Origin of the sequence: Leptospira vanthielii serovar Holland str. Waz Holland = ATCC 700522, from assembly GCF_000332455.1 — a bacterium.
Taxonomy (GTDB): Bacteria; Spirochaetota; Leptospiria; order Leptospirales; family Leptospiraceae; genus Leptospira_A; species Leptospira_A vanthielii.
On record NZ_AOGY02000042.1, the window covers coordinates 99,726 to 123,601 of the forward strand.

A 23,876-nucleotide genomic window follows, 5' to 3' on the forward strand; every position below is an offset into this window, starting at 1 on the left:
CTCTATCTTAGAGATTCTCTAATTAATTTACAGAAGCGAAGTAAGCTTTGGATCCAGTAGGATCTGCTTTCATCGTTTTCTTTCCTTCATCCCAGTTTGCAGGACAAACTTCACCGTGTTTTTCCACAAATTGGAAAGCTTTGATGAGGCGCACTGCTTCTTCAATGTTACGTCCTACTGGAAGGTCGTTAACAGTTGCTTGGCGGATGATTCCCGCAGGATCAATGATGAAAGTTCCACGAAGGGCAACACCTGCATCAGGACCTGACTCAATCAGAACTCCAAAAGACTTTGCGATCTCTTTTGTTTTGTCAGCGATGAGTGGGTATTTGATCTCACCAATACCACCTTCTTTTCGGGCAGTTTTTTTCCAAGCTAAGTGCGAAAATTCGCTATCAACGGAAACACCCAAAACTTCTGCTCCGATCTTTTTAAAATCTTCGAGTTTCGCATCGTATTCAATAATTTCTGTCGGACAAACAAATGTAAAATCGAGTGGATAGAAAAACAGAACCACCCATTTTCCTTTGTAATCAGACAATTTGATTTCTTTGAAACTGTCCCCGATCACAGCGGTTGCTTTAAAATCAGGGGCATGTGATGTCACTTGTGGCATAGAGTCACTCCTTAGAATTATTCTAAGTACAATCCTTAGATTCTGTCTAGATGTTTTTGGGTCACAGACAGGTTTTCCAAAGACCATTCCTCCTTTGCGATGGATTCGACAAAACACCTATCATGACTCACGACCACTAAAGCTGTGCGAAGTGCCTTGAGTGAGCTCTCGAGTGCTTCCAAAGATTTTATATCCAAATGGTTTGTAGGTTCGTCTAAGAGAAGAATTTCGGGATTCACATTTAAGCGGAGAGATAAAAATATTTTTTTGATTTCTCCCGGACTAAAACTTTGCGATTCAAAAACACGTTTCGGATCACTCCCGAGCCTATGCACTCCAGAAAGAACTTTAGCCTTCACATCCGCTTGTAGGTTTTGAAATTCCCATAACAAACTTTGTATCTCTTTTTTAGAAAACTCTTGGGGCAAATACAAATGGGGAATTTTTTTCTCTTCTAATTGTTTAACTAAAAATTTAAGGAGTGTAGACTTCCCCGATCCGTTCTTTCCGGTGATGGCAATTTTTGACTCGGGAAGAATTTGTATATGGGATTGCACTTGCAATTTCATAAAACCAAAATCAAAATTTTCCTCTTCCCATAAAAACAAATGTTTCCTTTTGGAAGTTTCTGTTTTCCAAAGAATTCCTAAATTTTCATTTTCTGGAAGTCGGAGAAAAATTTCATTTTCCTTACGTTCCAAATGTTCGGTTCTTTTATCTAACTGTTGTTTGAGTCGACCGGCTTGGCCATCTTTCCCACTCACCCTTGCTAAGTTCTTTTTATACCGACCATCATGATCATGGAGATCCAATCCTTTTTTTGATCTATGTTTGTGTGATAAACTTGCCTCTTCTCTTCTGCGAGTAAGTTCCGCTTCTAGTTTTTTTCTAACAAAGCGAGCCGCCTCCCATTCGCGGGTTCTCTCAATTGCCTCCCTTTCCATTTCTTTTTTGCCCTCTGAATAATTTCCGGGCCTTTGAGAATAAAAGTTTTTTTCAAGAAAAATACAATGGGTAGCAAGATCATCTAACAAAGATCTATCGTGGCTAATCAAAATTCCAATCCCTTGATAATGGGAAAGAGTATTCCGAATGATCTGAATGCTTTCGAAATCTAAGTGGTTTGTAGGTTCATCCAAAATCAAAACCGCAGGAGATTCCGAAAGTGCCACTGCAAGTAACAGGCGCCGTTTTTCTCCAAAACTTAAAAAATCGTAGTCATCCGGAGATTCGATTCGTATCTTCAATAGATTTTTAAACCGACCTGATTCTTTGGAATCATTGTATAAAAGATCTTCCAAAACTTCCCGTGTTATGTAGGTATCTTGAGATACGTAACACAGAGATTGTTTGCCTTGGATGGTTCCACTATGAGGATCTAACTCACCCGCGATGAGTTTTGCCAAAGTAGATTTTCCGCTTCCATTTTTGCCGACAATTCCTGTCCAACCTGGCCCGAAATGAAGGTTTAGATCTTGGAATAAAAATTCAGATTGTGATTCGTAAAGAAAGTTTAAGTTATGTATGGTGATATGTTCGGACATGCGACAAGCTCCTGTAGTTTCCAAAGGGGAAATAGGCAAACAAGTCTTGTCCTAAAAAAATAGGAGAAGGATGGATTTAGTATTTTTGTTTTTGTTTGCCTATTTTCTAGTTCGCAATCTCATCGGTTTACACCTCACTTATAAATGTTAGACTGTAAAAATAAAAAAAAATGTCAAGAGTTAGTTCCCTTTGGCCATAAGGAATTTTTCCATAAACTCGGTGATGTCCCTGATGTTTCGGTTGATCATCTTACGAAGTTCTGGTGGGATATTTTGTGATTTGATCACTCTGTAATAGTTCAAAGCATTTTTTAGCATCTTACGACGTGCAAACTCTTGGGCCTTCATAAGCATAGGTTTGTATTTATAATACGAATATTCCATAATCGAATAATTCTTCGACAAACGAAACGCATGCGGAATTTTTCCAAAATCATAAGTGAGTGTTAAAAATGGTGCGTCGTCTGCTTCGGGGGGTTTGAGTTCCAAAACCCCATGGATGATTTTTTCCGGTTCATCCTCTGTGGCTTTTTCGGCCATCTCATCCAGTGGGATAGGAGATTCTTCCTCAGCAATCTCACCCAAGTTTCCATCGACGATTTCAATTTCGGGAGCCTCTACATCTTCGAGGGCTGGCCCTTCGCCAGCAGTCGCACCACCCGCCTCTTCTTTGAGTTTGCGGTCACGAAAGACTTCATCCGCATCGGGTAGGCCAATCCTTAAATCTTCACTCGTTAACGGCCGATTGGTGAGCTCTACTTGGATCGGTAGATCCGTCTCGATGATGGTTTCTGATTTCTGTTGGTCTGGGTCCTTTGCCGCAGGTAAATCTGCCTTTGGTGAAATTAACTTTTCCGTTTGAGGATCAATAGGATCTGGGAGTTCCAACTCTTTGCGAAGAGCATCCGTTGTGGAGTCAAACCAATTCGGTTCTTCGCCTGACCCAGCTTTTTCTTGTGGGTGGAGAGGAGGTTCCTTTTCATCCCTACGCAGATCATTTGGATCAGGAAGACCAATGGGTTCAAGACCCCAATCCTCAGGCAGTTTTAAGTTTGGTTGGTCGGGGAAATATGGTTTTAGTAAATCATTGAGAGAGGCTTCTTCTCCTTTGGCCTCTAGCTCCTTTGCTTTTTTTTCAATTTTCTTTAGGGCTTGGTTTTTTAAAAAATCTTCCCGTTCCAGGAATCGGTTTTTCTTTCTTCTATCCTCACCAGACCTTCGATCCTTTCTTCCCGCTAGGTTGGTTCGCCTGTCCGCATTTTTTCTACGTTCCTCACCAGACCTTCGGTCCACCAGAGGCAGGTCTTTGAATTGTTTCCAATCATTGGAAAAAAATGTGTCTTCCGGAAGATCAAGCTCTGAAACATCTTTTTTGGAAATCTGATCCGCTAGCGTCTGTAAGTCGAGAGGTTGGCGCAGACCACCTGGGGCCGTGGGACTTCCCAAACCACCTGGCATACCCGCACCAGGCATGTCTGGGGGAACATAAAAAGGACCAACAATTCCCGATCCCGGTGGTGCCATAGGAGCGCCTGGAAATCCAGAAGCCAGTCCCCCCGTCGTCAAACCTTGGTTTAGTGATTGTAAGAGTTGGTCTTGGTTTTGTGCGACCTTGGGATCAAATCCTGGTGCTTGCGGTGATGATTGTAAAAACTGGTATACTATTGGGTGAACTAATTGGTTTCCACCGGAAACGTTTTGGTTGATCTGAGGGCCAGAGATGGGGCTTGGGCCTTGCGCAGGTGAAGGTTGGATTGGTTTTCCTGCGGGTGTTGCCGTCTCAACAGCGTTTGGCGGAAGTGGGGGCGGAGGTAATTGCGATGTCTGCTGCGCAGAAGATCCAGTACTTTGTGGCAAGGATTGGGGTGATTGCGGAAAGTTAGGTGGCGGAGAACTTTGTGCAAATTGAATGGCACGCGCAATCGATTCTGCAAATAGTTCAGAGACTTCTTTTAAGGCACCCACAAGATCGGTGAGATCTTTGTCAGGTTTTGTGCCAACACCAGGTTTCTGATCTTTTTTCTTTGGTTTTTCTTTTCCTAATGGATCCTGTTTGGATTTTTCGTCCTTTCCTGGTTCGCCTGGTTTTCCAGAAGGAGGATTGTCTTCTAAAAACTCTTCTAAGTCCTGGATGTTTTTCTTTATTTTTTCTTTGATCTCTTGGTCAGGAATTCGGTTCCCCGTCCGTTCAAAGATCTCGATGGCTTCTTCTACTTGTTCGGCTTCAACAAGTGCCTCTGCATTCAGGAGTGGTCTTCTATGAAAGGAATACTTCGAATTTTTGGAAATGATATCATCTGCAGAAAAACTAATATCCGGTTTTTCCCTTCGCGGTCGTTCACCAGATGAAGGAGATTCCGAACCCTCTTCTCCAAATTCACCTAACGGAAGGTCGCTGAGAGATTTGGGTGGTTTCTGTTTCTCACGTCTTCCACCTCTACCGGACTTTGGCTCTTTTCCAGAATCTTCACCAAGAGCTTCCCCTTGTTCCTCTTCTTCCTCATCAAAATCGGAAAGTCTTTCCGAAAGAGGTTTTGGTTTGGATTTAGGTTCCTTGGGATCTGTTTGGAAATTTAATTCTTGGCCACGACCACCAGAAGATGGCCTTTCTTTTTTTGGTGATTTTGATTGAGGTTTTGTATCCTCAACTTCCGCGGATTGTCTTTGTTTTTGTCTCCGTTTTTGGCGAGGACTTAAGTCAACATTGGGCCTACCACCCCCTTCGCTCCCAGCGATATCATTGAGGTCGGCACCAGCGCCGGAAAGACCGAGTAACATCATTAGGGTGGTTAACATAAAAGGGTTCTACTCTTTATTTTCGAGGTTTCCTATACAGTAACTTAAGGTATATTCAAAGAATATTCGATTTCCTAGCATTTTACGGGGGTTTTCGGGCCAAAATGACCGCAAGTTCTTTTTCTGCTTGACACAAGAGAAATTCTTGCGTTCCATGGTGGCATGAAATCCGTTGCGAAAAAAAATCTCAGCTTTGCCTCCTCACCGGACAATGCAGACGGGTTGCAGTTAAAAATCACATTCGACGAAGACACAAAAACTGCCTTCGGTGATTACACCTGCCCCGAAAAATACCAGGGTTTACCGGATCAAATCCACCCAGGAATTATATCCACCATCCTAGATGAAATCATGGTTAAGATCAACGAAGCGATGAATTTCGAAACCACAACAGGTGAATTAACCATTCGTTTCTTACAACCTGCAAAAGTGAATGAACCATTGCACTTACGTGGTTGGTTTGTGAAAAAGAACAAAAAAATCATAGAAAACCGTGCTGAAATAGAAAATGAGATCGGCAAAATAGTGGCCCGCGGAAAAGGTAAATATATCGAAGCTGAAGACTGATTTATGCCGGTGTGGTGGAATTGGTAGACGCAGTGGATTCAAAATCCACCGATGGTAACATCATGCCGGTTCGATTCCGGCCATCGGTACCAACAGTAATTTAGTTCGAATCTCTCTCGCAAGCCTTTTGATAAAAATCTTCTTCGATGGTATCAATGGCTTGTAAGACAAGGTTTATTTCTTCTTCTTTCATCTGATCAAAGATTCCTCTCCCCTCTTTTAGAATCGAAACTCCCAATGTAATTCCTTTTCTATCTTCCTCTGTATACAAACTACCCTTCGATTCCATCTTAACGAGTATATCTTCCATAATCAAAATAATTTTACGAATGAGTTCTGCATCGGAAAACACTTTGAATAAAGCACCAATGTCTTTTCGAAAAGCATCGGCTTTCTTTTTTTCTACTTTAGCAATGAGGGAATCCATTGCAAATTCTGATTGTAATAAACTAACTTTGTTTTCTCTTCTATCAAGTTCCAAAACAAGTTCTTCTTCAAACTGATGGGCGGTCACATAGGAATGGAGGGCCGCAAGGCCTGCTTTTAATGCCATGGGAAAATGTTTTCCAAAACGAAAGATAGACATGGTCAAGTTTCCAAGGATTCCCCAAATTTTTGTAGGATGGTTTACAAAACCAGATAACGCATCAAAGGCGGAGTCCAATTCTTTCCGTTTGGAATATTCAGGATACAGGTACTCTAAAAAAAAATGCAACAATTGGTCAATTTTAGAACGAGGTATCGAACTAAATTCAGGGTATAATAACAAATTTTCCGGCGAGTATCTCTTCTGGAGAGACTTTTGGTACATCGTGATCAACTCTTGAAAGAGTGGATGGCCGAGTACTTTTGAAGATTCTTTTTTTGGTTTCATGAGTGTATCAGTGATTTATAAAACATCATCAAAATAAGTTTCATACCTTTCCCAATTTACTTTTTTACCTTTTGGGTTATAAGGTAGATTGACATTTTTTTTCACATCCAGACCAACAAACAAAGAGTAAATGCCCACTGCCAAGGAAATGGCCGTCTCTTTTTTGTTTTGGGTAAGGTATTTCATATCACGGCTTCGGTTGACATAACCAATTTCGATAAAAGCACAAAGGGCATTGGTATAAGTCGGAAGGCTGTAAGTAGATATATAAGGTTTTTGGATAGGACCAAGTTCTGGATAAGGAGAGTTTTTTTCTTTTAATTGGACGGGGAGTCCATATTGGACAAAACGCATCAGTTCCTTAGTTACATAGTGGTTGTCACCACCAAATCCTTCTTTTCCCCCTTCCCTTCTCCACTCTTCTTTTTTTCCCTTTTCCCTTTCCCAAAACTTTCCTGTTTCCGAAAAGTCTTCGTGGGTTGTGGCGTAAGGGCCTGGTTTTCCAATTTGTTTTTCCCAGTTAGGTTCATCGGCATATCGCCAGCTAATCATATTTTGGCGGTATCCTTCAAACTTGGAAACATCGGCTTCTTTCCCATTTTTTTTAGACCAATATCCATGTAGATAAATCCAAGTATCCGCCATGGCATTTTCCAACTTGGACCATCCCGATTGAAAAACGAGCCAGTCCGACCAAGGGCCGTTAAGAAATGAGTTCTGTGATTTTTTCTTTTCCGATATTTTTTTGATTTGGGAGAATGTTTTGTAACCTGGGGTGAGGACTGCCCCCATTCCCCCTGTTTGGCCTTTACTAGCAGGATTCAAATGCAGTGACAAAACTAAATGAGGTTTTTGTTCATTGATTTTAGACAATCTTCCTTTCCGACGAACACCTGTTTTTTGGTCTGGGAAATCATACAACCGGTAGGTGGCATTGGGATCATCGGATGTGGGATCCTCATCAAAGGATGATTCACGAGTGAGTTTACTTTCGAAGGTAACTCTTGTATAATCTGTTTTTTTGGAGAATAATTGAAGATACCCTTCAAATTCTTTCCAACCGGCATCTGTCTCTGTTAGTTTTAAGATGCGGTGAACTTCTTTGGCTAAGTCAAGGACTACCTTTCTTTCGGTGATGTTTCCATGTTCCGTACCTTGTTTGTATGTTTCTAAGTAAGTTTGGGTGACACTGTCATATTTGTCCCCATGTTGCGCCTTGGGATCTTTGGCAATTCCCCCGTGGCCTGGATCCACAACAATACGAAAGACTGGTACCGCTCCCAAGGAAAAGGAGAAAAAAACAAAACCAAAAATGAAGAAAAGTCTACGAAAGAATAATGAAGATAAAAAAAGCACGATGGGTCATTCTCCGCACCCAGGGGGGCGGAGAAAAGAAAAAGTTTAAAGTTCTATTTTGTAGGTTGGCTAAAGATTTGGTTTCTGTTATCGCTTAAGTCTTTACCGTATTTATCAGTGATGGCTTTTTTGTCCGCTTCTGCTTCTTTGAAATCAGAAAGGATTTTGATTCCATAATCTTTGGCAATCCGGTAATGTACGATAGCATCGTAAAAACGATCGTCACGAGACATGTCTGTAGCTAATCCCATTTGTCCATAAGCAATGCGAAGTTTTTGTTGGCCTTCTGCAATCTCACGGTAAGGAACCACTACTTTTGAACCTTCTTGGGAGGATTCCACAAGTTGGGATTGTTCTTGGCCTGTGATTAAATCAGCACATTCAGCAAGTAAGTTCTGTGTTTTGGTATCATAGTTTTTTGAAAACTTACCCATGAGAGTAGAGATATCTTTTTCCAAAGTAACCATCGCTTTCCCCGAAGCAATGTAAGCACGTCGGTAGTAATAACGTAAAACCACTTGGTAATCTTTTTTGATTTTGTCTAGGGCCGCTTTCGAATCAGGAACTTCATCCCCAAAGTTAGCAGTCACAATCGTTAATAGTTTGATGGCGTTAATGACGCGGTCTTTGTTATTTTCAGAAATATTCTTATATTGTTTTCGTTCTAAGTTGTTCCCTTGGTCTAGTTTGTCGAGTTCCTCAAAGGACTCTTTCCCTTTTTCGGGAGCCCCAGACTCTTGTGCAAGCAGAGACAAACAAAAGAAACAAAACGAAAGGATGATGAAACTATTTTTTAACACGAAACTTACTCTCCTTAAACCAAGGAGCAGAATAGCCGAGATTACAGGGGTTTGACTACTATTTTTTATCCTTTTGAAAAAAGAGTAATCCATCACCAACAGAATACAATGTATAACGAAAAACTTGGGATTTCACCTCATCCCAAAGAGACATGACGGCCAAATCAGATGGTTTCTTTGGATCGGGATGAAGGACTCGTCCATGCCACAACATATTATCGAATAAAAAACTGGCTCCTGGTTTGGAATCTCTCCAAAGGATTCGAAAAATTTCAGGGTAGGTAATTTTATCACAATCTATAAAAAAAAGATCAGAATCGATCCATTCCTCTCGGTTCTCCTGTAAGTATTCCAAAACGGACGCGGTGACCCGTTTAACATGAATTTGGTCCCAGATTCCCATTTTTTTGGCATACTCATCTAGAAGGGCCGCCTGCTCCTCATACCGGTCCACAGTTACAAACTGCGAATTCGGGGAACCCAAGGCCATCCAAAGTGTCGAATACCCAAGGCCCGTCCCTAATTCCAAAACTTGACTCGGTTTCAAAAGAGAGACCAAATGAGACAACACAGCTCCCGTGGCAGCAGTCACAATAGGAATGTTCTTATCTTTGGCATACGTTTCCATTTCCGAAAATATGGGATTTGGTTTGTACACCAAACTAGAATCTATATAAGATTCCAATTCTGGGATATAAATACTCGGTCTTGGTTTCATGTTTTGGGAGGTAAAAAAAGAGAAATGCGATCTTTCAGAATTGGGGGAACTTTTTTACGAAGGATATCGTTTAACTCGCGATAACTATAACGTTTCGATGGGTGGATGAGAACAATAGCTTCATTTTCAAAAGCGGTCGCATGTTCAACAATTTCATCAAAATGGGTATGACCCCATTCCCGTGCACGACTCACATCCCTCTTCTCACAATAATAAGTGCATTCCATAAATAGAATTTTACTCTTTCGAACATCTTCATTTTCTAATACATATTCAATTTTTGTATCTCCAGAAAAGGAAACCAGAGGGACAGAGATTTCTTCCGTAGGATCTTCGCCCAAATCTTTTTTGTTTCGAATTTCTTCGGAATTGAGACTTGTCCACTCTTTCTTTAACTTACGTTTGGTTTCATAAACCGTATAACCTTGAGAAGGAACTCTATGAAAACTTTCCCAAGGTTTAAAAAAATAACCTGGTTTTAAATCTACTCTGGTCCCAAACTCGAGGCCAACAAGTTCACAATCGTAATCGAAACCTTCAATTTCGGAATATAGTTTTAGAATTTGCGACATCTTTGGTTCTAAAGATTTGGGAAGGTAAATTTTCGGGACGGGAAGTTTGCGAAGGCTCCGTTGTGACACATAATATGGAATTCCACAAGAATGATCCAGATGGGCGTGCGATAATAGAATTCTTCCGATATGGATTTTATCAGGATTGATAAACCCAAAATCAAACATAAAGTCAAGAGAAGGACAAATGATGGATGTCCGAATCCCACCTTCGGACAAACCTTCAAATTTGGTTCCTTTGTATTCGAAACTAGCAGTTAACATCAATCTTCCGGATTTATTACCTTTACCGATCCTTTCCAGGATTGTTCCAAAGTTTTGGGCCCCACAACCGTAACCAATAATTTGTCCGATTGGAAATAAAGATTACCCACTCTTTTTAAGTCAGAGAGAGTCAATCGGTCGATCTCCTTTCGGAAGTTCTGTAAATATCCTTCTGGCATTTTATGATCACGTCTTCTCACTTCGCTGGCAAGAGTTCGTTTATCATCTTCAAATTGAAATACAAACTGGTTGATGATGGCATTTTTTGCCCGAACCAGTTCTTCTTCTGTTAAAGAGTCAATGAGTTTGGGTTGGATGAGTTCTCGCATAAGGGAGAGAACTTCTTTTGCGGATTCCGTTTTGGTCATCGCAAAAAACTGGATGGTTCCATAATTTTCTTGGAATTCAGTATTACTCCCCGCCGAATAAGCAAGACCCCTATTGTTTCGAATCTCTCTCATATAATAGGAGTTAAACCCACCAGCACCAATGATATAATTTAAAACTTGGATGGCATAAAAATCAGGATGGTTGTGTTCAGGAAGGACTCCTATCATAGAAATAAATGTTTGGTTTACATCTTTGGCCACCAAACGAATTTCCTTTCCTTCTTTTTTTACATTTTCAGACAAGATCAATGGCGTAATGAGTTCAAAGTCCTGTGTTTTTGATCCCTCTGCCAACTTCGGCAGGAAGTTCTCCCAGGATTTCAAATCAAAATCACCAGTCAAAAGGAACCTTCGTTTGGTCTCACTTAAGATTTCTTTTTGGAACTGGACAAGATCAGCGAGTTTCAGAGATTCTAACGAAGAAAGCTGCATAGAAGTTCCTGCAATGGTTCCACGAAACAACGCCTCCTTCGCTTTTCTTGATCCAAGTGCCGTCGGGTTATCATTTCTACGTTTAATCTCTTCACCTAACTTTCCTTTGGTGGTAACCATCAAAGACTCATCTAAATTTGGTTCTGCGAAAAAAGACCGCAAAACAGGAAGGACTTCCTTCTCTGTGGATTTCAGGTAAGCGATGCTGAATATTGTTTTTTCATAATCGATGGAAACTGAAAAAGACGCTCCGTAAAACTCGAGTGTTTCTAAAAACTTCTCTTTGGGAAATGTTGCCGATCCTGACAACTCCCAACTATCTTCTAATAATCTGGCAATTTCGACAGATCGTTTCCTTAAATGTTTTTTTCCATGGTAAACATAAATGTCCGCATACACGATAGGAAATTCTGCATTTTTTAATGAGAATACTTCTACACCTGAGGGTTGTTCTACTGATGTGATTTTTGGCACTTCAAACTCCAATGGTTTGAATTTTAAATCCCGAACAAACTCCCCCATCTCCCGAGCCGAGAGACCAGAAACGACAACTACAAAAAGAATTAAATAAATACGTTTCATTTTGATTTTTTCCTTACGTCTTCCAATACACCCACAACTACTTTATCTTTAGAAAGATATGTAGGAATTAGAGTTTGGATATCATTTGATGAGGTTTTCATGATGGCAGAGTATTGACGGAAAAGCCCAGCCCAATCACCATATAACAACTGATAATAACTTAGAAGATCAGCAATACTTCCATTTTCATCCAAGGTTTTAATAAAATCGGAAACCATTTGGTTTTTTACTTTATCCAGTTCCTCTTTGGGAATGCCCGTTTCTTTAATTTTATTCAGTTCTTCCCAAATGATTTTTTCGATCAATTCTGGTTTGGCATCCTCTTTCGGTTTGATAAAGAATACAAAATAATTTTGGTATCTTTCTCCAGGGTATCCATTAGCTGCCCCTACACTCACAGCCAGTTTTTCTTCCAAAACCAATCGTTTGTACAACCTAGATCCCGTTCCCGAGGTGAGGATGGTGGATAGTACATCAAAAGAAGAATTATCTTTATGAGGATAAGGGGGTTTTAGCCAACCCACCATCATCTGACTTCCCGAAGGGTGATAAACTTTGAATCGTTTTTCCCCAGGAAAAGATTTTTCTTCCACTTTATAAGTAGGCCTTGGTTTACCAGGTTTTAGATCAGAAAAATATTTACGAATGATTGATTCGGTTTCTTCAAAATCAAATTGTCCCACAATGGAGATGACCATTCGATCTGGTGTGTAGTGTTTTTTAAAAAAGGCTTTGGTATCCTCTATTTTTAAAAAAGGTAGGCCTGTAGAATATCCAATCACTGGTTTTCTGTAAGGGTGACTTTCAAAGGCCAAAGAGAAAAATTTTTCTCGTAAAACACCTGCTCCACTGTCATCAGTACGCATCCGACGTTCTTCAATCACAACATCTCTTTCCGTATAATATTCTCTTAAGATAGGATTTTTTAATCTGTCCGATTCAATCTTTGCCCAAACTTCGATTCTGTTGTTGGGAAGTTGGATTTGGTAGTTTGTGACATCTTGTGAGGTATATGCGTTGAATCCAACCTCACCATTTTGTTCATAAATATAAGAATCTTCGTTTTTAACAATAAACTCATCTTGGAGTTGGATGAGATTTTTTAACCTTCGATTTAAGGTTTCCACCTCTTCTTGTAAAGAAGGAGGAATGGTTTCTCCTCGTGTGGTAAGGTCTCGAATTTTTAATTTGAGATCATCCAGTTCTGTTCCCCAAACTTCGATTTGTTTTTGGTATTTTTCTTCTTTATCAAAGTCAGTGGTCCCCACATTTTTGGTACCCTTAAAAAGCATATGTTCCAAAAGGTGAGCCGTACCCGCTTCTTCCGGTGTTTCATCCACAGCTCCTACAAGGAATTTGATGTACAAGGCAACTGTCGGCGAAGTTCCTCGCTTCATCAGCACAACGGTGAGACCATTGTCCAAACGGATGGTTTTTATCTTTTCACGAAATTGGGATTCGGAGGTTCCGAAGAATTGGTCCTGGGAAAAAAGAGGTAAAAATTGTAGTAAGAAACAAAGGAAAAAGATTCGTAATTTCGACATCATCTACTAGTCTTGAAGGTGGAAATGGTTCGTAAACTTCTAATTTTAAGCTTCTTTTGTTCCTGTCGCCTCTTCACTATTGCTGATCCCAATTATGTAGAACAAGCTCTCCTCAACGAAAAAGATGAAGGGTTTATTTCTCGGGAATTTTTTCAAATCAAAGTCGAAATCCCAGTGACTTACAAAGAAATCTCAGGAAACGCAAGACGTGAAGATTGTAAACGGAGAGCATTTGTAGAAAGAGAGAGATTGAGTATGCCCTTCCTTCTACAAATCCAAAGACAAAAGCACAGGTTCGGTGAGGGGTTCGATGAATATGCGGCATCCTTAGAAGGGAAAGATAGACAAACGAGGGTCGTTGCCAATGCTCCTCAGAACACTACTTCAGGCACGGGAACTCAAACCAGTGCGACTACAGCCGCAAATCCGATGACCCTACAAAATGCTCAGACTACCCAAGGGCAATCCACTACAAATCCTTCACAGTCGCAAATCACAGGCCAGAACCTAGGCGAAGTTAGGGGGAATCCCCAAGACAAAAAAGAGAATCCTGTTGAAAACTTACACAACTTTGCCTGGTTCTTTGACACTCTTACCTTATATAAAGAAGATTACACAGATAGAACAAAATGTGCTTTCCTATTCCGCAACATCCAACCTAAATTAATGGAACGTGTGGAAAAAACTCACATTTCAGAACCTAGGAAATTGTAAATGAACAAAACTCTAACAAGGATTATCCTTTCTTTCGCTATTGTAACTCTCGTATGGAATTGTAAGTCCAAAGAAACCAAAGAAGTTGTGCCGCAAGCCAATGATACAGAAAATCAAGCCATTTTAGAATTTACTAAAGCAAAAGAAGGATTCATTTCTGAGACATTGTTTCAAGTAGCCGTGTCCAGTGTTCTACCAACAGAATCCGAACGAATGGATGAAGCAAAAACAATTGCAGAACAAAAGTCACTCAACTTATTAAAAACATACACCATCCCTAATCTTTCTGATAAGGGACGTAAAGAACTCCGCGAGATTTCTAAAGAAGGAAAGATTGTGGATAAAAACGTTTCTATTGGCGGAAGGTATTTTTTCTTATACCAAATTCAAAAATCCAACTTAAAACGCCTAGTTACCAAAGATTTAGAATGATTTAGAACTTAGATAGAAAACGATTTGTTAACTTTAGCCGGTATACAAATGTTTTTTACAAAGTTACAGTAAAACAACTTCGCATCGAGTTGTAACTTACCCTTTCCTTCCACTTGGAAGGTAAAGGGTTTTAAGTATTCAAAGTATTCTGGTTTTTTGGAGTGAACCGGCCCTTTAAGTTTTAAATCTGCATTCAAAACTTTAAGTCCATCCGTTCCCGATAAAAATATCCTGTGTGGTGCTTCCATCTGGAACCCAAAGTCTTTTGGCAAAAACAATTCCAACTCAAACTTTCCCGGTGATTTCTGTTTAATTGATATTTCAATTGGGTGCGAATCCAAAGGATCCGCAGACAACTCATTTACAAAACCACTACCAGTAATCAATCCGAAAGAACCTAAAAAAGAAAGTATCAAAAGAAATCGAAATTGTTTCATACAAAGATTAGACTTATAAAACTTTCCGTAAAACAACACAACGATTGGAATTTGTGCCTTTTTCGTTATTGGAAACTTGCCAACAATTTGAAAGTTTTGTGAAACTTTGCGTATGGACGTAGGTTTTGTTCCAAACAAGTCCCGTTCCTTCCGCCATCCGCACCACGTCCTCGTCCAAATACAGAATGGAATTTCCTTTTTTGACTTCTCCTACTTCCATTACCATGTAAGCTCCTTTTTTTAGAACCCTTGCCGATTCTTTTAAGGTAGATCGAATGAACTCATTCCAATCGTTTAAATTGCTAAATATACTGAGCTTTCTGTCTTTTGACTTTTGAATGTCCAAAAACCAATGACGTAGCCAGTTGTCCCCTTCATAGTCCACCTTATCTAAGAATGGTGGTGAAGTGACAATTAAATCCACAGATTCCGAATCTACATTGGGAACAGAATTTGCTGAATTTAGTGAATACAAGTTGTTCTTCGAAAATTCATGATAAAACGGAGGAATGGGAAGTGCCAAATCTCGCCTCATCTTTTGGTAGATTCTCGGTTTGATGGGACGATACTCGGGAGTTTGCCCGCGTTTGATGTTATTCTTTGCCTGTGATTCCGGGGGAATCGAAACTTGAGGAAAAGTATATACGGAAAAAAATCCAGTGCTATGGCCATGTAACCGAGACAATGCGATAAGCGAAATGAATTTCATTTCCACAGACGGATCTTTTGCCATATACTTCTTTAGGTTTTTGATTTCCTTTAAAGTGCGTGGATGGAAAAAAGGAAGGAGATTCACATCAAAGGGATCTTCCTCCACTTCCGCTTCTAAATCCAAGGAATTTAACTTCTTTTCTAAATCCTCGAGTCTCGGAACATACTGCCTTGCACTCGCAAGAAAAATAGACAATGGGTGAATATCATTATGAACCGCCACATGACCTTCAATATTAGCCTGAATCGCAGTAGTTCCTCTTCCACCAAACGGATCATATACGATCCTATTTTTCTTTTTTAAAAATTCCTTCATAAAAAAAGAAGGAAGTTCCGGTTTAAATGATGCTCTATAACTTACGGTATGATGAATTGGATGTCCTTGGCGTTGTTTTGCAGTCCAAAACTCACCAAATACAATCTTATCGGAATCCTTTAATAGTCTGCCTGCTCCTGCCATCCTTTGCAAAAGCCTCCTCTCTCTTTATAGAAAGATCGGAGGAAAGGCGAATCTTGAGTTAGATTTTATTAAAACCTATGGGACATAGTCTTTAGAATTTGGGAAGAAGGTTTCGATCTCTGCCAGTGGATTTGATTTGATAAGTAAATTTTTACCAACCCTCTCATCCATATAACTAATGCTATGTGCATGAAGCAATTGGCGTTCAAATCCCAGCTCATCTAGTAAAGAAGCACTGAGTCCAAACTGAACAAAATCCAAAAACATAGTTTCTCTTGGGCCATACAATTTATCCCCAAGAATAGGAAATCCTAAATAGAGAAGGCTTGCCCGGATTTGATGAATCCTGCCTGTAATGGGCCGCACAAGTACCAAACTAATATTTTGCGACTCGTTGAAGTTTAGTGGAATAAAACTTGTAGAAACTGACTTGGCATCTGGAAATTCGGATGATGAAAATTTCATTTTTTTACGGATCGCAGAATCCAAATCCTTTCCCATAAAACCCTCAAGGGTAAGTTCCTTTTGAAAATAACCTCGAACCACAGCCAGGTATTCTTTTTTTACTTCTCTTGATTCAAATTTTTTTTGAAGCCAGGTGCGGCCCTCTTCCGTTTTGGCAAAGATCACAATACCCGAGGTTTCCCGGTCAAGCCTGTGGACAGGAATCACTCTGGGATAGGTTTTCTCCAAAAGATTGAGTAGTGTCCTTGTGCGATACCTTCCTGCAGGGTGCATAGGTAGGTTTCCCGGTTTGTCTACAAAGAGGAAATCCTCTGTTTCTTTTAGAATAGTGTAGTTGGTATCAACTTCAGGTTCCTCAATCCGACCCGGGATGGGTTCATAGGTTAAGGTATCTCCTTCCTGAAGAACAAAATCAGGAAGTGCCACTTTGTCTTGGACTTTGACACGGTTTTCATTGAGTAAGAAGCCCCATTCTTCGGGGTCATGGTAAGGAAATTTTGTTGTTAGGAATTCAAAAACTGTCTTACCCGTATAGGGATAACGAATCAATGACTTGTAAACAGTCATTTTTTAAGGTTCGGAAATGGGTGTATCCGAAGAAAAATCATCCATAACTTCTCCAAAGGGATCCCCAGGTTCGTCCGCAGCACTCACCACAGTTGGTCCTTCTTCTGTTGTTTCCGAGTCGGCGGCCGGTTCTCCATTCTCATTGGTATCCATCGGTGGTTCCTCGGACGGAGCATTTGCCTCTTCCTCTGTTTTACCTGCATCCAGAAAAACTCCGAGAACTTCTAAATCTTTTTCTGTTAGGTTGTAGAACTGGCAACCAACTCGGAAGTTGGTTTCTTGGTTACGGATGTTTTTTATGATTCCACGGATTGTAACTCGTTTACCTTCTTCCAAGTTCAAATCAAAAAGGATGGTTCCATTCAAAGTAACAGATCTTGAGAAAGAACGGGATGGTGCGTGAATAAAACTAATACCACCCATACTTAAGTCCATTACCTGACAGACGTCACGAGATTCTTGGAAAACACCCGTGCTTATGATATCACGGCTCACTGCATTGGAAAAGTTTTGAATTTGTTTGTAAATTTCGAAATCGAGAGGTTTTTCAGCTAATACTTGAACATAACCAAGATGCACATAACCTTTATACTTAATAGGTACGCAGATTTCTGAAGTGTATGTGTCTGGAATTTTAGAACTATCGAAAATTCTCAAATACTCATCGAATGGAAAAAAATCCGCCGAAGCCGATGACTTTTCCTTACGGTCAACAATGAAAATATCTTTATCATAGTGGTGCATCAGGCGCAGACGATTGTCCATACGACCAGCAAAGAATATAGAAGATAACGGGAAAGCTTTGGTGAGTTTGGCTCTGTAAGCAAGAAGGATGGCATCCACTTTTTTATCATCAAATCCAATGGCTTTGGATACGTCGTTTACATTGATGATATTAGAAACTACCATACCAGTTTGGATTTGACTGGCTTCCACCCGAGATCCTTGTCTTGATGCGGTGGTAATTTGGATTTTAACAGGCGTTAGGATTTCGATTCCATTTCCATCTCCGCCAGCTACAATAAAATGTGCTAAAAACTTACTTCCATTATGAACAACTGTTAGAATTCGATCTCTATTTGGAAACTTCAGATTGGTATTGATGATTAGAGCTTTATTTTTTAATGCAATGATCTTAACAGGAAATTCTTTGTCAGAATAAATAATATATGCCGGAAGTTTGCCGAAAAGTGCGGTAATTACCTTTAAAATACCATCGGGGTCTTTGATTTCCTTATCCATAGTCAACCGTGAAGTTTATGAAGCAACATAGATCGCTTGATGTCCACCAAAGTTTTGGCCCCGGTAACACTCATTGATTGTTTTAGTTCTTCCGAATATTTTTGTAAAAGAAAGCGAATTCCCGCTTCCTCACCACCGACTAGGGAAATGGCAACGGGCCTTCCCAAAAGCACGGCATCGGCACCGAGCGCTAACATTTTAAAAACATCCATACCCGAACGAATGCCACCATCTACGAGGAGTGGAATTTTGCCCTTTACTACCTCTGCAATTTTAGGAAGGACACGAGCCGTTCCCGGCATTCCATCCAATACCCTTCCGCCATGGTTAGAAACAACAATCGCAGAAAACCCACCTTCTAAAGCTAACTTTGCATCTTCTGGATTCATGATTCCTTTAAGAATAAACGGCAATTTTGTTTTTTCTTTCAACCGAACCAGACGGTCAAGAGGTCGAGTAATACTGGATAAATTCTTTTGTACCATGGTTTTGAAATTCACAGCATCAATATCCATTCCCAGAGCGAACACTCCGTCCGCTTCTGCTTCGGAAAAACGATCCACTAACATCGATTCATCTTCCCTAGGTTTACAAATCAAAATGCCTTTTCCGGAAGACTTCTTTAATGCCTCTAACATAATTTTGTATTTTTCAGGAGAAGCACCATCTCCAAGCCAAGCAAGGCTTCCATTTTGAACAAAGGAACGAACTACCAAATTTGCATAATCGGCATCCGTCATCACAAAGTTCATATTCGTTCCCACCCCGGTCATTGGTGCCGCCATGATTGGAGTTTTTAGATCAAAACCGAGAAACTTGGTTTGGATCTCAGGTAGTACATGATCTCGAATATAACCCGGTAAAATCGAATATTCAGCGAGGGCCTCGCTATTGTCATGGAAAGTTTCCATTCGACCCACTCCGCCCATCCCAGGAATCCCTGAGGCACAATTACTTCCATCACATTGTTTACAGACCCAACAAATATCTTTACCAAAACGAATTCTCGCTTGGTCACCTATTTCTTTTTCTGTGATAGAAAATTGTTCATCTACCTCGAAACGAATGGTATCTTTTACTTTTTCAAAAACAAGTTCCGCATCTTTTAAATTGTCAGCAACAATGATGACATGCCCCGACTTATCAATGTTATTTGTAGGTTCCTTTATGATATCACCAGGTTTGGATTGGATAAAAACTTCTGAAACTCCATCAATTTTTTTTGTCTCTTCCACTCCAGCAATGGAAACAAGTTTTCCTGGTTTAGACAGTAACGAACGTTCTATAGAGACTCGACTAAAAACGGGATCTAAATTATCGGGAGTTTCTCCAAGGGAAATAAGAAGTGCTGCACGATTTAAATTCACACCGCTAGATAAGGGATAAGTGAAGGCAGACATAAATCCACCTGAAAGTCTTGCGGCAATTTCACCAATTTTCACACCTTCTTTTGTGACTTTGATGTCCCCTTTTCCTGCACCTAAATGGATTCCGAGAGCTCGCATTCCACCCGCCATCACTCGTTCCACTTCATCCAAAACTTCCTTGGACATCGCAGAAGGCATGTTATGCCCAACTTCAATAAAATAGGGTTCTCTTTCGATGATTCGGTCGGCAATCCCTGTCATCCGGATCTGACCTTGGAAAGCCAAGGCATCCACAGAGAGTTCGGGGCCTTCCATATACTCTTCTAAAATCAATTCTCCCGTAGGACAAAACCTTTTGGCATGGCGAAAGGCCGTGGGAAGGTCATCTTTGTTTGTGACTTTGATGACACCTCGTGCTCCCATATTGTCAGCAGGTTTCATCACCAAAGGAAAGGTCAAAGAATCAAGTGCATCTTTCGCATCTTGCAAAGACCAAACTGCGGCAAACCGAGGAATGGGCATTCCAAATTCCTTTAGTCTTTGACGCATCTTCCCTTTGTTAGATGCCGCTTCTGCATCCACAAAACGAATACCTGGAAGTTGTAAGGCAGAGGCCACAGCTGCCACTGTCATACTCGCATCAGTGCCGGCAGTGATGACCCCGTGGATGGGAGAATTTTGTGCAAATTTTTTTGACTCCCGAACCATCCCCTCTACATCCTTTGTGGACATCAGGATGGCTTCGTCCGCAATCTGAAATCCGATGGAAGTGGGGTTCATATCAGCAACCACAGTATGCAGTCGCATGGTCTTTGCGGTTTGGATGATGGGGACTTGTAACAACCCCCCACCAATGATGAGGATTGTTTTACCTTCTACCGATTTCAAATGGTAACACTCTCCGCCTCAGAAACAAAATTTGCCTTCACCTTTCTTGTGATCGAACCTTTTTGGATAATTCCACCAGCAAGTAGATAATCCCCATCCTTTGGATAGAATGTTGCTGATTGACCTGGAGTGACACTTTTTACATCTTCTAAAAATTCTACTTTCCAAGTATTTCCAAGCGAAGTCACCAAACAATGAACAGGTGCACTTCGGTAACGAATTTGGACTTTCATTTCCTTAGTTTCGCCCACTTCCATCGGCATCAGTGCTTGGTAGGTAATCTCTTCTAAAACAAAAGATTCAGATACTGTTTCTTCTTCTTCGCCAAGAACCACTGTTCCATCATCTTCAATGGAGAGAACATAAAGTGGGTTTTTCCAAGCGATCCCAAGGCCTTTCCTTTGGCCGATAGTAAACCCTTCTTTTCCTTGGTGTTTGCCTATGATCTGGCCGGATGCCAATTTAAAAAATCCAGGAGTGAACTCCATCCCCTTTTTTTTAAGGAAAGATCTATAATCATTTTCAGGAATAAAACAAATCTCTTGTGATTCTGGTTTTTCCGCCACAGGTAGACCCATCCGTTTGGCAATTTCACGAACTTGAGTTTTGTCCATCTCACCCAAAGGGAAAACTGTATTTTTAATATTTTCTTGGGACAAACCGTACAGATAGTACGTTTGGTTTTTTTTCATATCCACAGCATTACGAATGGCATAACGACCATCCACCTCAATCACACGAGCATAATGACCCGTTGCAATCTTTTCGATTCCTAATACTTTTGCTTGTTCAAAAAGAGCACCAAACTTCACAAAGGTGTTACACTCCACGCAAGGGTTAGGTGTCCTTCCATCTTTATAATCATTAATAAAACGATCGATCACTCGCTCTCCAAATACCTTTTCCATTTTAATTACATAAAAAGGAATGTTTAAAGAAAGACCTACATCCCTAGCATCGCGGATGTCTTCTGGAGAACAGCAGGATCTTTTAGTAGTATCACAGGCGGGAGCTTCATATTCCCAAGTACGTAGGTTCACACCGATCACGTCATAACCCGCTTCCATAAGAAGTCCTGCAGCTACTGCGCTATCTACCCCACCACTCATCGCTACTATGATTTTTTCTTTTTCTTTCACCTTAGTTTTTGGTATGAACGATTCCTACTCGACCCCGGGAGAAGTCCCAGAACAAAGGACGTGTCCGAAGTATGTCAAGACCGATCACCCAATCCTCTTCCCTATCCTTGTCCCCCGGCAAATGGAAATTCTCAAGTGAAATTCCTGTGAGAAACTGGACTTGTCTATATTCTTCTCGAATCCCGGACTTGTTCACTAAATAGAACGGAGAAGCCGATTCCATCTGGATCGCTGTTTGGATCTTATTTCCTGCAAGAAATACCTTCTTTTCTCCTAGAAATCGGTCCTTGGGGCCCTTGGGTAAAAGGTTTAAAGAAGATCCAGTGTCGAGAAGTCCAAAGGAGGTATATCCTTCTGGATATTCAAATTGCACATAAAAATGAGCCCCTTTCTTCTTTGTATTCAGAATTTTTAGATCTGTAGATAGGTAAGCGTCCGGGTGTTCACAAAATGGAGAATCCTCTGGAAATTGTTTTAACTCTTCGCCACACCAAAAGATACAACTGTTCCGAAAAAAATCGAGGCCAAGAAGTCCCGGAATGGATTCCGGCAAAACCCCATTTTTATTTTTCAAGGTAAACCGCTGACCGCCCAAGAGAAATTCCGAAGTCCCGTCTTCACCAGCCGATTCATAAAAACTCAAATCAGACCCGGTATCCCACAAAAAGGAATAAGTTTGCCCTTGGGTTTGTGCTCCCTTAAGGAGAAGATGGGTTCCCTTGTCGATAACCGAAATACTGATGTGCGGTGGGAGCGTTTTGTTTGTGGGAAACTGGTAGGGAACAAAGGTTTGGTGGGAACGCACAGGGCCTGGTATACATGCCCCTAAAAAGAATAGAGAAAGAATTATACCAATTTTTTGATACAGCGAGAATTGGAACATCTTGTGTAATCTACGATACAATCTCGATATTCAATCCCCGTATTTTGATCCTTAGTCTTGTATTCGATAAAACAAGAATAGGGTTGGAAATCATACGAAGAAAGACCCAAAGCACGATTGCGAATGGATTCATATACATCGGAAGGAACCGATGGTGAGAGGTCGTTGAGTAGGTATGCCGGCTCTGCCATACTCTACCCATCGGCAAATTTCCTAATCTTTATAACAAATTGTGCGGTTTCTACCAGAATGTTTTGCCTGGTATAAGGCTTTGTCGGCCCTCTCAATCAGATCTTTGTTGTTACGGTCGGTGGTGCGAAAGCTGGATACTCCCACTGACAAAGTGACCTTTAGGTCCGTTCCATCATTGGGATTTTTAACAACCATGGATTCGACAGCCTTACGGATCTCTTCTCCCTTAACCATCGCCTCTTCTTCCGTTGCCCCCGGCATCACAAGGCAAAACTCTTCCCCGCCGTATCTTGCTGGTATGTGGTGGCGCTGCGCTGCATTGATCACTTGTTTTGCGACTTCAATGAGAACCACGTCCCCTGCTTGGTGGCCGTATGTATCATTAAACCTTTTGAAATGATCCACATCTGTAAACAATAGGCAAAGTTTGGTTCCTTTTTTACGACAACGATCCATTTCTTCTTTGAGTTTTGTTTGGAAGTAGTGATGGATTTTAAGACCCGTCATCATATCCACAGTTGCCAATTCATACAAACGAGCGTTATCTACAGCAATCCCTGCAAGGTTGGCAAGGGTGGTCATAAATTCTTTTTCATCTTCCAAAAACTCTTCGGAAGTCATTTTGTCACCAAGGACTAAAAGACCATTTACCTTTCCCTTCGCATTGAGTGGAACCAAGATCTCGGCTCCCATCTTACGAAGGTAGGTAATGTCAGGGATGGACTTCAAAGAATCCATAAGTAGAATCTGGTCCATGGTTACGGCTTTGGGTTTTTCTTCGAAATAATGGATGAGAGGGCTATCGATTTTGATTTCGTAGTTTTGTTCTTCCACACTCAACTCAAATCCTTTGATGGACTGGGGTTCTAGTTTGAATAACCCCAAGTCAATTTCTGGCTCTAAGTACATGGCTGCATGAAGAGTCTGTAATTGCGCCAAACAAATGTTAAGAATAGCATCAATTAAATACTTATAGTCTAACGTGGAATTCAGGGCACGAGAGATTTCCAGTAGTTGTTTTTGGTCGTAGATTTTTTTTTTCGTAATGCTCAAAAACGATATCAGTGTTTTCTTTAAAAGACAAAACGCACCGCCAGAATTCTGTATAAGATAGGAATCATTCGTCTTTTTTGACTACTGTAAAGTAAGATTTTGGCGGAAATCGATAAATTTACAATTGGGAGAAAATAGCAAAGTTTTCATAACGTTTACGTTGACAATTTACCAATCTTTAAAATAATGGTTTTATACTGCGCGGTGGAGCAGCTGGTAGCTCGTTGGGCTCATAACCCAAAGGCCACAGGTTCGAATCCTGTCCGCGCAAC

Annotated in this window: 21 protein-coding genes, 2 tRNA genes and 1 pseudogene; 5 read left to right on the top strand and 19 right to left on the bottom strand. The window is 40.7% G+C overall.

Annotated elements, in window-relative coordinates; all coding sequences use genetic code 11:
- Positions 1-22: 22 nt before the first annotated feature.
- The 3 genes from LEP1GSC199_RS09505 to LEP1GSC199_RS09515 all read right to left on the bottom strand — a co-directional run bounded on the left by LEP1GSC199_RS09505 (position 23) and on the right by LEP1GSC199_RS09515 (position 4,956).
- The gene (locus tag LEP1GSC199_RS09505) at positions 23-616 is read right to left on the bottom strand and encodes a peroxiredoxin (protein WP_002973954.1); all 594 of its coding nucleotides are present in this window, start codon (positions 614-616) and stop codon (positions 23-25) included.
- 35 nt (positions 617-651) lie between these two features.
- Positions 652-2,160, bottom strand: coding sequence for an ATP-binding cassette domain-containing protein (locus tag LEP1GSC199_RS09510; protein WP_002981612.1), 1,509 nt, complete (start codon positions 2,158-2,160; stop codon positions 652-654).
- A gap of 180 nt (positions 2,161-2,340) precedes the next feature.
- Entirely contained in the window at positions 2,341-4,956 is a 2,616-nt protein-coding gene (locus tag LEP1GSC199_RS09515) for a hypothetical protein (RefSeq protein WP_002981398.1), read from the bottom strand.
- A 162-nt stretch (positions 4,957-5,118) separates the two neighbouring features.
- Between LEP1GSC199_RS09515 and LEP1GSC199_RS09520 the strand changes: the two genes are divergently transcribed.
- Entirely contained in the window at positions 5,119-5,523 is a 405-nt protein-coding gene (locus tag LEP1GSC199_RS09520) for a PaaI family thioesterase (protein ID WP_002973585.1), read from the top strand.
- A 5-nt stretch (positions 5,524-5,528) separates the two neighbouring features.
- Positions 5,529-5,615 (top strand) — tRNA-Leu (locus LEP1GSC199_RS09525).
- Positions 5,616-5,623: 8 nt separating this feature from the next.
- Here LEP1GSC199_RS09525 and LEP1GSC199_RS09530 read toward each other — a convergent pair.
- The 7 genes from LEP1GSC199_RS09530 to LEP1GSC199_RS09560 are packed head-to-tail and all read right to left on the bottom strand — an operon-like array spanning position 5,624 to position 13,057.
- Positions 5,624-6,397, bottom strand: coding sequence for a hypothetical protein (locus LEP1GSC199_RS09530; RefSeq protein ID WP_002981416.1), 774 nt, complete (start codon positions 6,395-6,397; stop codon positions 5,624-5,626).
- A gap of 15 nt (positions 6,398-6,412) precedes the next feature.
- Positions 6,413-7,753, bottom strand: a complete 1,341-nt coding sequence (locus tag LEP1GSC199_RS09535) for a hypothetical protein (RefSeq protein ID WP_002981645.1) — start codon at positions 7,751-7,753, stop codon at positions 6,413-6,415.
- A 53-nt stretch (positions 7,754-7,806) separates the two neighbouring features.
- Positions 7,807-8,553 carry a hypothetical protein gene (locus LEP1GSC199_RS09540; RefSeq protein WP_002981335.1) on the bottom strand — a complete coding sequence of 249 codons (747 nt, stop codon included), beginning with the start codon at positions 8,551-8,553 and terminating at the stop codon, positions 7,807-7,809.
- A 58-nt stretch (positions 8,554-8,611) separates the two neighbouring features.
- Positions 8,612-9,271 carry an O-methyltransferase gene (locus LEP1GSC199_RS09545; protein WP_002981667.1) on the bottom strand — a complete coding sequence of 220 codons (660 nt, stop codon included), beginning with the start codon at positions 9,269-9,271 and terminating at the stop codon, positions 8,612-8,614.
- Complete coding sequence (locus tag LEP1GSC199_RS09550; RefSeq protein WP_002981418.1) at positions 9,268-10,107, bottom strand: MBL fold metallo-hydrolase; 840 nt, start codon at positions 10,105-10,107, stop codon at positions 9,268-9,270. The genes LEP1GSC199_RS09545 and LEP1GSC199_RS09550 overlap by 4 nt, the downstream gene beginning before the upstream one ends.
- Positions 10,107-11,510 (bottom strand): M16 family metallopeptidase, encoded by a 1,404-nt coding sequence (locus LEP1GSC199_RS09555; protein WP_002981208.1) that lies wholly within the window; start codon positions 11,508-11,510, stop codon positions 10,107-10,109. Before LEP1GSC199_RS09555 ends, LEP1GSC199_RS09550 begins: the two co-directional genes overlap by 1 nt.
- Positions 11,507-13,057: a M16 family metallopeptidase gene (locus LEP1GSC199_RS09560; RefSeq protein ID WP_039926482.1), complete on the bottom strand. Its 1,551-nt coding sequence runs from the start codon at positions 13,055-13,057 to the stop codon at positions 11,507-11,509. The genes LEP1GSC199_RS09555 and LEP1GSC199_RS09560 overlap by 4 nt, the downstream gene beginning before the upstream one ends.
- Positions 13,058-13,078: 21 nt before the next feature.
- Here LEP1GSC199_RS09560 and LEP1GSC199_RS09565 point away from each other — a divergent pair, with 21 nt between their 5' ends.
- Both LEP1GSC199_RS09565 and LEP1GSC199_RS09570 read left to right on the top strand, forming a co-directional pair.
- Positions 13,079-13,768: a hypothetical protein gene (locus LEP1GSC199_RS09565; RefSeq protein WP_002981670.1), complete on the top strand. Its 690-nt coding sequence runs from the start codon at positions 13,079-13,081 to the stop codon at positions 13,766-13,768.
- Positions 13,769-14,200, top strand: coding sequence for a lipoprotein (locus LEP1GSC199_RS09570; RefSeq protein ID WP_002981653.1), 432 nt, complete (start codon positions 13,769-13,771; stop codon positions 14,198-14,200).
- 8 nt (positions 14,201-14,208) lie between these two features.
- On the opposite strand, the gene mpl17 is transcribed toward LEP1GSC199_RS09570, so the two are convergent.
- The 9 genes and pseudogenes from mpl17 to LEP1GSC199_RS09615 all read right to left on the bottom strand — a co-directional run bounded on the left by mpl17 (position 14,209) and on the right by LEP1GSC199_RS09615 (position 23,635).
- Positions 14,209-14,637 (bottom strand): cell surface protein MPL17, encoded by a 429-nt coding sequence (gene mpl17, locus LEP1GSC199_RS09575; protein WP_002981221.1) that lies wholly within the window; start codon positions 14,635-14,637, stop codon positions 14,209-14,211.
- 13 nt (positions 14,638-14,650) lie between these two features.
- Positions 14,651-15,808 carry a DNA methyltransferase gene (locus LEP1GSC199_RS09580; RefSeq protein WP_002981566.1) on the bottom strand — a complete coding sequence of 386 codons (1,158 nt, stop codon included), beginning with the start codon at positions 15,806-15,808 and terminating at the stop codon, positions 14,651-14,653.
- 75 nt (positions 15,809-15,883) lie between these two features.
- Positions 15,884-16,840, bottom strand: coding sequence for an RluA family pseudouridine synthase (locus LEP1GSC199_RS09585; RefSeq protein ID WP_002981641.1), 957 nt, complete (start codon positions 16,838-16,840; stop codon positions 15,884-15,886).
- A gap of 3 nt (positions 16,841-16,843) precedes the next feature.
- A complete protein-coding gene (locus LEP1GSC199_RS09590) occupies positions 16,844-18,082 on the bottom strand; it encodes a PilZ domain-containing protein (protein ID WP_002981224.1) in 1,239 nt (412 codons plus the stop codon).
- Positions 18,083-18,084: 2 nt separating this feature from the next.
- A complete protein-coding gene (locus LEP1GSC199_RS09595) occupies positions 18,085-20,337 on the bottom strand; it encodes an alpha-hydroxy-acid oxidizing protein (RefSeq protein WP_002981556.1) in 2,253 nt (750 codons plus the stop codon).
- Positions 20,334-21,476, bottom strand: a complete 1,143-nt coding sequence (gene mnmA, locus LEP1GSC199_RS09600; RefSeq protein WP_002981240.1) for a tRNA 2-thiouridine(34) synthase MnmA — start codon at positions 21,474-21,476, stop codon at positions 20,334-20,336. The genes LEP1GSC199_RS09595 and mnmA overlap by 4 nt, the downstream gene beginning before the upstream one ends.
- 1 nt (position 21,477) lies before the next feature.
- Positions 21,478-22,359, bottom strand: a complete 882-nt coding sequence (locus LEP1GSC199_RS09605; protein ID WP_002981502.1) for a hypothetical protein — start codon at positions 22,357-22,359, stop codon at positions 21,478-21,480.
- On the bottom strand, positions 22,323-22,550 hold the full coding sequence (locus tag LEP1GSC199_RS09610; protein WP_002981583.1) for a hypothetical protein: 228 nt from the start codon (positions 22,548-22,550) through the stop codon (positions 22,323-22,325). The genes LEP1GSC199_RS09605 and LEP1GSC199_RS09610 overlap by 37 nt, the downstream gene beginning before the upstream one ends.
- Positions 22,551-22,572: 22 nt before the next feature.
- A pseudogene (locus LEP1GSC199_RS09615) lies at positions 22,573-23,635 on the bottom strand (diguanylate cyclase).
- 167 nt (positions 23,636-23,802) lie between these two features.
- On the opposite strand from LEP1GSC199_RS09615, the gene LEP1GSC199_RS09620 reads away from it, so the two are divergent.
- A tRNA-Met gene (locus LEP1GSC199_RS09620) sits at positions 23,803-23,875 on the top strand.
- Position 23,876: the final 1 nt, after the last annotated feature.